The organism is Mycobacterium sp. BMJ-28 (assembly GCF_054404835.1).
Map to the genome: position 1 here is coordinate 4,599,573 of NZ_CM136783.1, position 11,351 is coordinate 4,610,923.

Sequence of the window (11,351 nt, forward strand, 5' to 3'; positions counted from 1 at the left end):
AACGATCGGCTGACTGAGATAGGGCGCACATGACATCACCGCAGGTCACCAACGTCTTTTCCAGCAAGAGCGACGTTGCCTATGCCGAATTGCGGCGGCTGATCCTCAGCGGCGGCCTACCTGCGGGCTCGCGACTTTCTCAGTACGAGCTTGCCGAGCAGATGCGGATGAGCATCACGCCCCTGCGCGAAGCGATCCGCCGGCTCAGCGGCGAGGGCCTCATTGAACTCGACAATCACCGAGACGCCCGCGTCTCATCGATCGGTGCGGACGAGGCCCGCCAGTTGTTCGAGGTGCGGCTGGCACTGGAACCCGCGGCGGTGGCGCTAGCCGCCGAACGTCGCACCGACGACGACATCGCGGTGATGCGGACGGCACTGGCCGATCTGGTCCCGGTCACCCGGGAATGGGGAGAGGACGGGTTGTGCGCCCACAGCGCCTTTCACCGCACGCTGTATGCCGCCGCGCACAACGACGTGATGATCAAGACTCTTGATGACCTGTGGGCGAAATCCGACCGCTACCGCCGCCTTGGCCTGATGCTGCCAGCAGGAGAGGAGCCCCGCATGATCGACTTCAATCAGCACCATCAGATGCTCGAACTCGTAGTCGACGGCGATGCCGCCGCGGCCCACGCGCTGGCGCGACTGCATATCGAGAACAGCCTGACCGCTTCCGCGATCGACGCCCTCGAGGGGCAGTTCCCGAATTCCGAAATCGCCTAATTTACAGTCATTTTCGATATCAGAAAACGGTGCGCGCCACTTCGGCAGTTAGGCCGGTAGCAAGCCCACCTCGCCGTAGCCATTGATCAACGAGTCATAGAGCGTGATATCACAACGGCCCCTTGCGACGAGTTGAGCTACCGCAATCGCGGCATAGATTGCGCGCCCACGTGATTCGCCGGCGCCGGTAGCGACGACTGCAGCATCCTCCAGAGTGGTCGCCAACCAGGCGACGTTGACATCGGCGAACCTTCGCACTTCTGTGCGGACCGGGTCCGGCAGATCGTCGTACTCTGCGGCCGCGTTCATGCACCAAAGATAGACGTAGTGCGTTGAGGCCGAATGGAATCGCCAAGGTAGCCGTCAAGGTCCGGGACACCCCGTTCGCGATATCGTCCGTTCCTGCAGCGTCGGGACGATGCCCGGTCTCGGTTGGACCAGCGCTCACTGAATCCGCCACCCTTCCCGTGCGGGTCGCGCGCCGACCAGATAGAGATACAGGGGTGGATGAAAACACACCGACACTGGTGCGCTGGCTTCGCAGCATGTTCACCGGATGGCAGAGGCCGACCTCACGTCCGGTAGACGACAAGGGCGAGGGCGCCGAAAGTCTGATCGGGTTCGTCCTTGCCGCCGCAGTGGTCGGCGCACTGACGGGGCTGGCTGCAGCCAGTTTCAAGATCGTGTTGACGCAGCTGTCGGCGTGGCGCACCGCGCTCAGCAGCTGGGCGCACGGCAGTGGGTGGGGCCTGTTGGTCGTCGTGCTCACCTGCATGGCGGCCGTCACGGCCGCGGCCGCGCTGGTGCGACGGTTGGAGCCTCAAGCCGAGGGCAGCGGTATCCCCCACGTTGAGGCTGTCGTTGCCGGGCGCGCTGCACCCGGACGGTTTCGGATCCTGCCCATCAAGTACCTCGGCGGATTGTTGTCAATGGGCGGGGGCCTGGCACTGGGCCGGGAAGGCCCTTCGGTTCAGATGGGCGGCTCGATCGCCGTGATCGTCGCCTCGGTGACACGGCGGCCACTCTCCGATCTTCGGATCCTGGCAGCCGGCGGAGCCGCCGCCGGCCTGGCGACAGCATTCAACGCCCCGATCGCCGGTGGCGTGTTCGTCCTCGAAGAACTCGTGAAACGATTCGACCCGCGCACCACCATCGCCACCCTGATTGCCTCGGCGTCGGGTTTCGGCGCCGCATACCCATTCGTGCACTCAGGTACCGACTTTCGCATGCCAGCACTACAGGACCCGCACATGGGTAACGCGGGCTGGGTGCTGGCCGTCGGTGTCTGCGCCGGCGTGCTCGGTGTTCTCTACAACAAGACACTCATGTTCGGCCTGCACGTCGCGGACACGAGCCGATGGCCGGCCGAAGCCCGGGCCGCCGCGATTGGTGCTGTCGTGGGCGTTCTCGTGTGGTGGGCTCCCGACCTTGCCGGCGGTGGTGACAACCTCACCCAGGACGCCCTCTTGGGACACGGAGCGGCATGGGCCGTAGTCGGGATCCTGGTGTTGCGCTTTCTTCTCGGCGCCGCGTCCTATGCCGCGGGAACACCTGGTGGCCTGTTCGCCCCGATGCTCGTGCTCGGCGCCTATACCGGACTGCTGGTCGGCCTGGTCGCAGAGCATCTCAGTCCCCAGAATGCACCGGAACCGGCGGCCCTTGCCCTGATCGGCATGGCGGCTTTCTTCACCGCGAGCGTCCAGGCGCCAATCACCGGTCTGATCCTCGCCACCGAACTCACTGGCACCACCAACCAGCTGCCACCCATGCTGGGCGCGTGCGCGACCGCGCTCCTGGTGGCCGTCGCACTGGGTTCGCGCCCGATCTACGACCTGCTCACCGATCGTGCCACCGTCGCAGCGGTTGCCCGCGGGAACCTACCTGGTGCACACAAGACAGACTGACCTCTCCCAATCCAAAAGAAAGGGCCCGGAGAAATCTCCGGGGGCGTTCCCGCTAGAAGCGGGGACAGGATTCGAACCTGTGACCTCTGGGTTATGAGCCGGCCGATTGCGGTTTTGGTTGTATACCTCCGTCGCAATGTGCAGGTCGTGCGTAATTTGGTATTGCGCATGTCACGCCGTGTCGATCCGGTCGCCCCGGTTGCACAGGGTTTCGTTCACAAATCCGTTCACATCGATCGCCGCTCCAAACCTGCGGCCCTTTGGCCCCCAGGGGTCACCTTCGATTGGCCACGAGTGGCGCATGACGGAGCGTCACATTAGGTGCTGATCGATGCGTACCAATTCGAAACCCAAAGCCGCCGACGAAGCGATCAACACCTCGCGTGACGCGGCGGTATCGGGGTATTCCGAAGCGAGGGGCGCGGCGGTTGCGGAACCGGTATGAGTCAGACAACTGATCGCGAGTAACGAGTTCGTGGCCGCGCGCCCAACAAGCGGGGACGTGGCATTAGGGAGGCGGCTTACCGGCGCCCGCTCTACAGCGGTTGCACCGGCTGTTAATCGACTGGGCGTCCTCTTCGACCGAGGGACGCTGGCGGCCTTGTCTCGTCACCAGAATCCATCGCGATCCCGGGTTGCCTTGACGGTGACCGCGCTCGCTGAAATTCCCCACTGACGCTCATCGAAATTCCCCACCCGTGTGGCTCCGCCGAGAAGGGCGGGCCTCCCTCGATGCTGCTGGTGTCTGACGCCAGTAGCTCCGTCGAAGGAGGCCCGCTTTCTCATGCTCACATGGGAGGACGACATGGAAGTACACGCCCTACGAAAACGCGGTTGGTCGATCTCTGCGATCGCCCGCCACACCGGCTTCGACCGCAAAACGGTCCGCAAGTATCTGGCCGGCGGCGCCGAGCCCGGGGTGCGGGCGCGGCCGGGCCCGGATCCGTTTGACCCGTTCGTCGACTACGTGTCGGCGCGACTGGTCGAGGACCCGCATCTGTGGGCCCGCACCCTCTACGACGAACTCGAAGACCTGGGTTTCGGGCTGTCGTATCAGAGCCTGACCCGCAACATCCGCACCCGTAGTTTGCGCCCGGACTGCGAAGCCTGCCGCACCGCCACCGACCGGCCCAACGCGATCATCCCGCATCCACCGGGTGATGAAACACAGTGGGACTGGCTGGAATTGCCCGATCCACCAGCATCGTGGGGCTGGGGCAAGAAAGCCTTCCTGTTGGTCGGATCCCTGGCGCACTCTGGGAAGTGGCGGGCGGTGCTGTCACCATCGATGGATCAACCGCACCTGGTCGCGGCCATCGACACGATCTGCCGCGGCCTGGGCGGCCTGACCCGGGTGTGGCGGTTCGACCGGATGGCCACGGTCTGCGATCCAGGCTCGGGGCGGGTGACCGCCTCGTTCGCCGGGGTCGCCAAGCACTACGGGGTCTCGGTGGCGATCTGCCCCCCGCGACGCGGCAACCGCAAAGGTGTCGTGGAGAAGGTCAATCACACCGCGGCGCAACGTTGGTGGCGCACCCTGGCTGACGACATGACCGTCGAGGCGGCCCAAGCCAGTGTGGATCGCTTCGCCCGAGTCCGTGGCGACACCAGGATGCGCTTGACCGCCGACGGGCGGTCCTCGGTGGCGGTGGTGGCCAAGGCTGAGCCGCTCAGGCCGGTGCCGGCGGTGCCGTATCCGGTGATTGTCTCCGAGGCCCGGACCGCTTCGCGGCAGGCTTTGGTGTCCTACCGCGGCAACCGGTACTCGGTGCCTCCGGAGCTGGCCGCTGCCGAGGTGAGGGTCAGTCATCCGATTGGTGGTGAGTACCTCGACGTCGCCACCACGAGCGGGATCGTGATCGCTCGGCACCGGATGGCCGCCGACGGATTGGGGGTGATGGCCCGGGACAGCGGGCACGTCGTCGCCCTTGACACCGCTGCGATGGCCACCGCGACCGCAGGCCGGCCACACCGCCGCAAGGAACGCATCCCAGCCGGACCGGCCGCTAAAACAGCTGCCGCACAACTCCTTGCACTCCGCGACGCGGGTACCGGTATCACCGAATCCGCAATGCCATCAACCGATTCCACTGTCATCGATTTGTCCGCCTACGAGCGGGCCGCTCAGAAAAGGACCTTGCAATGACCCCCACCACCCGCACCCCGAAAGCCACCGCCCGCACCACCGACACGCAGACACCGACGGCCGCGGCCAGCCGCTATCAGCAGCTGCGTTCCCATCTGGCCGAGCTCAAACTCACCGCCGCTGCCGAGGCATTGCCGTCGGTGCTCGACGCGGCCACCGCCGAGGGACTGTCACTGACAGTGGCCCTGGAACGGCTGCTCGCCGTTGAGGTCGATGCCAGCACCGCCAGGCGGCTGGCGGGGCGGTTGCGGTTCGCCAGCCTGCCCACCCCCGCGACGCTGGCTGATTTCGATGTCGATGCCGCCGCCGGCATCGACCGCGCCCTGATCGACGAGCTCGGCACCTGCCGCTATCTGGAGTCGGCGACCAACGTTCTGCTCATCGGGCCACCCGGGACAGGCAAGACGCACCTGTCAGTCGGATTGGCAAGGGCCGCAGCCCACGCCGGTTATCGTACCTACTTCACCACCGCTGCCGATCTGGCCGCACGATGTCACCGCGCCGCCATCGAAGGACGCTGGGCCACCACCATGCGGTTCTACGCCGGACCCACACTGCTCGTGATCGATGAACTCGGCTACCTTCCGCTACCCGCCGAGGCAGCCTCCGCGTTGTTTCAAGTTGTCTCCCAACGCTATTTAAAGACCAGCATCGTCATCACCACCAACCGCGGGGTAGGCGCCTGGGGTGAAATCCTCGGCGACACCACCGTCGCCGCCGCCATGCTCGACCGCCTCCTGCACCGATCCGTGGTCATCAACCTCGACGGCGAGTCCTACCGGCTACGCGACCACCACGCCGCCGCCGACACCCTCCGCCGAGCCGCCACCGGAACCCGCCAACCACTACACTGACCGATGCTCACAGGTGGGGAATTTCAGCGAGCACAGTTGAGGATTTTCGGCGAGCGCGATCAACGGTGCTCAATCCGACGTTTGCAGGTAGGTAACCAGCGCGTTGGTCAACCCTCTGCGCGCAACGTCAAGGTCTGCGTAGGAGCCAAGCTGGCGCTCCGAGACCAGACCGCGCATCGCACCCGGGATCAAGGTAGCGACCTCGCGGACACGTTCCGGGTCTACGCCAAGGTCGTCAAAGGCATTGCGGCAGATCTCCAACCACGACTGACCCCACGAATACAGCTCGGCTGCGGTCCGCGGATATAGCCGTTCCAATTCGGCGTGGTCCCGTGGTAACGCGGCACGCAGGTTCTCGATAGCCCGCGAATCAGGCGCTTCCAGACCCTCATAGAGGGTGTCAAGAATGCTGGCGACGCGGTTGCTCAACGGGGTATCGGTACGCACGGCCGCGAATACATCAGCCCGGCGCTCAGCAGTGCGGTGCAGCACCGCCGCCCAGAAGCCGTCGGCATCGCCGAACTGGTACTGCACCGCGCCCCACGTGGCGCCTATGTCCTTGGCGATCCGGTTGGCTGAGACCGACCCGGGTTCACCCGAGGCCAGCGACTTCAGGGCGGCCTCCAACATGTTCTCGCGGGTCGCCTGACCGCGCCGATTAGGGCGCCGGGCCGGCATCGACGTCGGCGCCACATCGGTCATCCCGCAAGGATATCCCCTCATTCAACATTTTCGTGAATACCACTATGAATGTTTCATTGACTGCTCTATGCTTCACCGCATGGCTAAGCCGCCCCTTTCCATGAAACCCACAGGCTGGTACCAGGTCGCCTGGTCCGATGAGGTCGGCATCGGCGACGTCCATACGATGAAGTACTTCGACCAGGAGATGATCGCCTGGCGCGCTGAGTCCGGTCAGGTCACCGTGATGAACGCCTACTGCGAGCACCTCGGCGCCCACCTCGGATTCGGTGGCACCGTCCACGGTGAAGTCCTGCAGTGCCCCTTCCACGGTTGGCAGTGGAGCCAGGAAGGCCGCAACGTGTGCATACCGTACGAGAACCGACCCAACCGCGGGCGGCGAATCAAGACCTACCCGGTGACCGAATGCAATGGGTCGATCTACATCTGGCACGACATCGACAACCGCGAACCGTTCTTTGACGCCCCCGACGTCTTCGCCAGCTTCGGCGACGGAAGTAGCGAGGCGGACTATTACCCACAACAGCGAATGCTGGAGCGCGGCAAGGAAATGCACCCCCAGTATGTTCTGGAAAACGGGGTGGACTTCGCCCACTTCAAGTACGTGCACGGAACACCGATCAATCCGATCTTCACCCGCCACGACTTCGACGACCCGGTCTCCTATGTCGACTTCACCATCACCTTCGAAGGCGACGACGGCCAACAGATCGAGAACGTCAACAGCGGTGTCGAGGCCATCAACGGCGGCCTCGGCATCGCGGTCACCAAAAGCTGGGGCATGATCGACAACCGCACAATCTCCGCGGTCACACCCGTCGACGAGTTCACCTCCGACATCCGCTTCATGGTCTACATCGGACGGCCCAAACGCGAGGTCCGCGATCCTGACCGGGCTCGCATTAAAGCCGAGGAGTTCGGCACCGAAGTCATCCGGCAGTTCCGCCAAGACGTTCACATCTGGTCCCACCAGCGCTACTCCGACCCGCCCGCCCTGGCGAGCTCAGAGCTGGAGGGATTCACCGCGATCCGCCAATGGGCGCTCAAGTTCTACCCCGACGGTAAAGGCGGTAGCGCCGCCGAACTCGCCGCCCGATCCACACGCTGATCGACAACCACCTTCAAGAAAGGCTTCACCATGCCCATTTCAGTTTTCCAGGTCGCGACCGGCAACGTCGGCTCGGAGATGATCAAGCGAATCGCCCATCAACCGGACCTCGAACTCATTGGTGTGCACTGCTATTCACCGGACAAGATCGGTAAGGACTCCGGCGAACTCGCGGGCCTGGCACCCAACGGAGTGATCGCCACCGGCACAGTCGAGGAAATCATTGCAGCCAAACCCGACGTACTGACCTTCCACGGCGTGTTCCCCGACGAGGACCTGTACGTCAAAGTCCTTGAATCGGGCATCAACATCGTCACCACTGCTGACTGGATCACCGGCTTTCACCGCGACACCAACCACCCGCACCCCTCTGGGAAGCCCGTCACCCAGCTGCTCCAAGAGGCCTGCCAGAAGGGCGGTTCCACGTTCTACGGCACCGGAATGAACCCCGGATTGAATCAGATCCTCGGCGTGGCTTGCTCGGCCGACGTCGCCGAGATCGAGAACATCATCACCCTCGAGTCTGTCGACGTGTCCTGCCACCATTCCAAGGACACTTGGATCGAGGTCGGGTATGGCCTTCCCGTCGACGATCCCTCCATTCCGGGCAGGCTGCGGAAATACACCGAGGTCTTCGCCGACTCGGTCTACATGATGGCCGACTGTTTCGGGTTGGAACTCGACGAGGTGAAGTTCGAATACGAACTCGGCGCCTGCACGAAGGACGTCGACCTTGGCTGGTACCAAATGCCGAAAGGCTCCCTGGGCGCCAACTACATCAAGTACGTGGGCACGGTCGACGGTGTGCCGCGCGTCGAAACGCACCTTGAGTGGCAGATGACTCCGCACACCGATCCGAGTTGGGATATCAAGGGCTGCTACATCACTCAGATCAAGGGGGACCCGAATATCTACAACAAGCACATGATCTTCCCCAAACCCGGCGTTGATCTGTCCAATCCCGACAACTTTGCGTCCATCGGCATGACCGTCACCGGCATGCCGGCAATCAACGCCATCAAGTCCGTCGTCGCCGCAGCGCCGGGCATCATCACCAGCGCCGACCTGCCGCTGCGCGGCTTCGCCGGGCGGTTCAAGCTTTAGCGGCCCGCCACGGACGCGGCCGGTTACCAGGACTCAAAGTGCCGCACCGATGACATACCACGTGACGGAATTCTCGCTCCCGGCGACGGAGACGGTTGGCTTGCTCGACGCGATCTCATCTCGCTGGGCTACCTGGACGATCCTGACAAGACAGAACTCCGAAACATCCGTCACCGACATCGAATTCATCGACACCTGCCGAGGTGACTTCGCCGACTACAAGATCCCCAAGGCATTCATCCGCGCGCCGATGATCATCCGTTCGCCCGCTGGAAAGGCCGACTACCGATGGTCGGCCGCGCTCGCCACGGCGCGGACCTAGGAGCAAGATCGCAATGGGACATCCCGGCCGAGAGCGGCTATCCGTATTCAGCTCCACCCGCTACCAACTATGCGTCGTAGCCCGTGATATCGGCGAGCTGGTCGACTCGGCCGGAGGGTGGCTCTGTGATCGGATCCTCGCCGGTTGGGATGTCTGTGTGGCCATCGCCGAACCGTGTGACCTCCGCCCACTGCAGATCCTCGGAGTCACCAGCCTCGCGACCCATCAACGCCTCGGATCGATAAACGACGGCGGCATAACCGCGTCTATTGCCCTCGCACCCGGCATCTTCGAGAACAACGACCACGTTCGCGACGTGGTTCTTCAAGCCCTACACCATGGTGCGATCGAGGTCGCCTTCTGGGGCCCGTTAATCCCCAACGACCTGCACGGTCAACTTGCCAGGCGGCACCATCGACTTAGCGGCGCGGCCCGCGCTTTCAAAGCACATGCCCTTGCCGCAGCGGCGGTTCCTGGCGCCACCATGAAAACCACCGAGTATCTCTACAGCACCGCACGGTGGTACGACACATGCAACGGATCCGACAACCATCATGTGGTGGCCCCGCAGCGAGGTGAACGGTTCATACCGGGAAATGGCCGATCTTGGTGAGCCATGGGGCCCAGCAGACCGCCAGCTCTGCCGCTGCGCACAGCCACGCGCGGCGGCACGCGCCACTCGCCCATCACATGCGGCTCACCGCTGCGACGCCCGCGCGCTGGACAGATCAAACCGAGCACAGATTTGGTGCTAGAGAACTTTGTGCCTCACTTGCGCTCATCACGCGTGAAGGTCGTTAGTCAGGAATCCTGACGTTCACAAATCCGTTCACAAGCCCGATGAAAACGGCCCCCGGAGAAGTCTCCAGGGGCCGTTCCTACTGGTAGCGGGGACAGGATTCGAACCTGCGACCTCTGGGTTATGAGCCCAGCGAGCTACCGAGCTGCTCCACCCCGCGTTGGTGAATACAACGTTACCGAAGGGCGAGCAGACCTCCAAATCGAGTGTTCAGAGGCGTTTTCGGCTCATTTTCAGGCCGGGGAACGCACCGCCTGGCCGGTGCGGAACACTCCGTGCGGGTCGAATCGGTCGGCCAGCGTCGCCAACCAGTCCCGGGTGTCCTCGTCATAGACCCGTGCCAGCCGCTCAGGGTCGGCTGAGGACGCGAAGTTCGGCAGCAAGCCGCCCGTGGACCACGGCGCCAGTGCCCGGCCCAGGGCCCCCGCTTGGGCCGCCACCAGCTCAGCGGTGGGCCCCGCAGGGACGCCGATGGTGGTGACCGCGTACGCGGCGTTGCGATGGCAGAACGCGCTACTGTGCTCTGCTTGGCGAGCGAAGGCGCCGCCCAGCATCCGGACCTCCACGATGGTCTGCGCCGACGCCGAACCCGGCCCGGCCGCGGCGAGCAGGATATCCACGGCATCAGAGGTCAGTTCGCGCAACAACGTCTGCGCCTCGTGCACCGGCATCGGATCGACCGGATCGGCATGCACGGCGCCGATCGCGGCGTACGGCAGCACATCGATGGTGTCCAGCATGGGAGTCCCCACCGCCCGTAGCGGCTCCAGAAGCGTTGCCGCCTCCGCGAAATCGTCGAGCGCGGCGTAGCGGACCGCGACCGTCAGCCGGCCGGCCAGCGGCTCGGGCACACCGGGCAGCGGTGGCAACCGCTGCAGGGCGATCGAGGTGTTGACGTTCTCGGGCAGTCCCGCGCACCAGCCATGCCAGGCCCGCAGCACGGCGGGCGCCTCGTCACCGTCGAAATAAAGGGCCCCTCCGTAGAATTCGGGGATCGGCAGCAGGTCGATCTCCAGCGCGGTGACAATCCCCAGCGTCGACTTTCCGCCCCGCAGGCCCCAGAACAGTTCTGGATACGTATCCGCTGTCACGTGCAACAACTCCCCCGCCCCGGTCACCACATCGAAGGACCGCACATGGTCGGAGGACACGCCCACGCTGCGCACCAGCGGGCCGATACCGGCACCGGTGAGGAAGCCGACGACGCCAACCCCTGGCGCCGATCCACACAGCGGCGCAAGACCATACGGGGCGGCCGCATCGATCACGTGCTGCCACGTGGTTCCCGCGGCCACCCGGGCGGTGCGGGCGGCGACGTCGACCATGCATTCGGACATCGCCGAGGTGAGCACCAGGATGGTGTCCCCCGTGACCGGTACCGCGCCGTGTCCGGTGCACTGCACGGTAACCCGCAGCCCGTGCTCGGCGGCGAAACGCACCGTCTCGGCGACGTGATGCGCCGCCGTGGCGAACACCACCGCCGCCGGCCGCACCGAGGCGGCGAGATTCCAGGGGGCACACCGTTCATAGCCGGCCTCGCCGGGCAGCGCGACGATTGCGCTGAGGTGGTCGGGCAATGTCGACAGCGCATCATCGCCGACAGTTTCGGCCAGGGTCATCGGAGTCCTTTCACCATGCACAAATGACAGGCGAAAGAATGTCCGAACCCACTTGGGATCTTCTTGGA

The 11,351-nt window shown here is 64.5% G+C and carries 11 protein-coding genes and 1 tRNA gene; 7 read left to right on the plus strand and 5 right to left on the minus strand.

What is annotated here, in order from left to right; genetic code table 11:
• Positions 1–29 precede the first annotated feature (29 nt).
• Positions 30–725 (plus strand): GntR family transcriptional regulator, encoded by a 696-nt coding sequence (locus ACXPWS_RS22815; protein ID WP_458708832.1) that lies wholly within the window; start codon positions 30–32, stop codon positions 723–725.
• Positions 726–773: 48 nt separating this feature from the next.
• Here the strand turns inward: ACXPWS_RS22815 and ACXPWS_RS22820 are convergent, their stop codons facing one another.
• Positions 774–1,034 (minus strand): hypothetical protein, encoded by a 261-nt coding sequence (locus ACXPWS_RS22820; protein WP_458708833.1) that lies wholly within the window; start codon positions 1,032–1,034, stop codon positions 774–776.
• A gap of 194 nt (positions 1,035–1,228) precedes the next feature.
• Here ACXPWS_RS22820 and ACXPWS_RS22825 point away from each other — a divergent pair, with 194 nt between their 5' ends.
• The 3 genes from ACXPWS_RS22825 to istB all read left to right on the plus strand — a co-directional run bounded on the left by ACXPWS_RS22825 (position 1,229) and on the right by istB (position 5,629).
• The gene (locus tag ACXPWS_RS22825; protein ID WP_458708834.1) at positions 1,229–2,629 is read left to right on the plus strand and encodes a ClC family H(+)/Cl(-) exchange transporter; all 1,401 of its coding nucleotides are present in this window, start codon (positions 1,229–1,231) and stop codon (positions 2,627–2,629) included.
• Positions 2,630–3,413: 784 nt separating this feature from the next.
• Positions 3,414–4,775: an IS21/IS408/IS1162 family transposase gene (locus ACXPWS_RS22830; protein ID WP_458708835.1), complete on the plus strand. Its 1,362-nt coding sequence runs from the start codon at positions 3,414–3,416 to the stop codon at positions 4,773–4,775.
• Positions 4,772–5,629: an IS21-like element helper ATPase IstB gene (gene istB, locus ACXPWS_RS22835; protein ID WP_458708836.1), complete on the plus strand. Its 858-nt coding sequence runs from the start codon at positions 4,772–4,774 to the stop codon at positions 5,627–5,629. Before ACXPWS_RS22830 ends, istB begins: the two co-directional genes overlap by 4 nt.
• Before the next feature lie 69 nt (positions 5,630–5,698).
• On the opposite strand, the gene ACXPWS_RS22840 is transcribed toward istB, so the two are convergent.
• Positions 5,699–6,331, minus strand: a complete 633-nt coding sequence (locus tag ACXPWS_RS22840; RefSeq protein ID WP_458708837.1) for a TetR/AcrR family transcriptional regulator — start codon at positions 6,329–6,331, stop codon at positions 5,699–5,701.
• 79 nt (positions 6,332–6,410) lie between these two features.
• Here ACXPWS_RS22840 and ACXPWS_RS22845 point away from each other — a divergent pair, with 79 nt between their 5' ends.
• The 3 genes from ACXPWS_RS22845 to ACXPWS_RS22855 are packed head-to-tail and all read left to right on the plus strand — an operon-like array spanning position 6,411 to position 8,865.
• Entirely contained in the window at positions 6,411–7,439 is a 1,029-nt protein-coding gene (locus ACXPWS_RS22845; protein WP_458708838.1) for a Rieske 2Fe-2S domain-containing protein, read from the plus strand.
• A gap of 30 nt (positions 7,440–7,469) precedes the next feature.
• Positions 7,470–8,543, plus strand: coding sequence for an NAD(P)H-dependent amine dehydrogenase family protein (locus ACXPWS_RS22850; protein WP_458708839.1), 1,074 nt, complete (start codon positions 7,470–7,472; stop codon positions 8,541–8,543).
• Between the two features lie 49 nt (positions 8,544–8,592).
• Positions 8,593–8,865, plus strand: a complete 273-nt coding sequence (locus ACXPWS_RS22855; protein WP_458708840.1) for a hypothetical protein — start codon at positions 8,593–8,595, stop codon at positions 8,863–8,865.
• Positions 8,866–8,932: 67 nt separating this feature from the next.
• Here the strand turns inward: ACXPWS_RS22855 and ACXPWS_RS22860 are convergent, their stop codons facing one another.
• The 3 genes from ACXPWS_RS22860 to ACXPWS_RS22870 all read right to left on the minus strand — a co-directional run bounded on the left by ACXPWS_RS22860 (position 8,933) and on the right by ACXPWS_RS22870 (position 11,283).
• Positions 8,933–9,193 (minus strand): hypothetical protein, encoded by a 261-nt coding sequence (locus tag ACXPWS_RS22860; RefSeq protein ID WP_458708841.1) that lies wholly within the window; start codon positions 9,191–9,193, stop codon positions 8,933–8,935.
• A gap of 554 nt (positions 9,194–9,747) precedes the next feature.
• Positions 9,748–9,824, minus strand: a tRNA-Met gene (locus tag ACXPWS_RS22865).
• Positions 9,825–9,897: 73 nt separating this feature from the next.
• Entirely contained in the window at positions 9,898–11,283 is a 1,386-nt protein-coding gene (locus ACXPWS_RS22870; RefSeq protein WP_458708842.1) for an FAD-binding oxidoreductase, read from the minus strand.
• Between the last annotated feature and the right edge of the window lie 68 nt (positions 11,284–11,351).

Coding starts and splice junctions, on each gene's coding strand:
- ACXPWS_RS22815 (WP_458708832.1), top strand. CDS start 30: ATGACATCACCGCAGGTCACCAACGTCTTTTCCAGCAAGAGCGACGTT.
- ACXPWS_RS22820 (WP_458708833.1), bottom strand. CDS start 1,034: ATGAACGCGGCCGCAGAGTACGACGATCTGCCGGACCCGGTCCGCACA.
- ACXPWS_RS22830 (WP_458708835.1), top strand. CDS start 3,414: ATGCTCACATGGGAGGACGACATGGAAGTACACGCCCTACGAAAACGC.
- istB (WP_458708836.1), top strand. CDS start 4,772: ATGACCCCCACCACCCGCACCCCGAAAGCCACCGCCCGCACCACCGAC.
- ACXPWS_RS22840 (WP_458708837.1), bottom strand. CDS start 6,331: ATGACCGATGTGGCGCCGACGTCGATGCCGGCCCGGCGCCCTAATCGG.
- ACXPWS_RS22845 (WP_458708838.1), top strand. CDS start 6,411: ATGGCTAAGCCGCCCCTTTCCATGAAACCCACAGGCTGGTACCAGGTC.
- ACXPWS_RS22850 (WP_458708839.1), top strand. CDS start 7,470: ATGCCCATTTCAGTTTTCCAGGTCGCGACCGGCAACGTCGGCTCGGAG.
- ACXPWS_RS22855 (WP_458708840.1), top strand. CDS start 8,593: ATGACATACCACGTGACGGAATTCTCGCTCCCGGCGACGGAGACGGTT.
- ACXPWS_RS22870 (WP_458708842.1), bottom strand. CDS start 11,283: ATGACCCTGGCCGAAACTGTCGGCGATGATGCGCTGTCGACATTGCCC.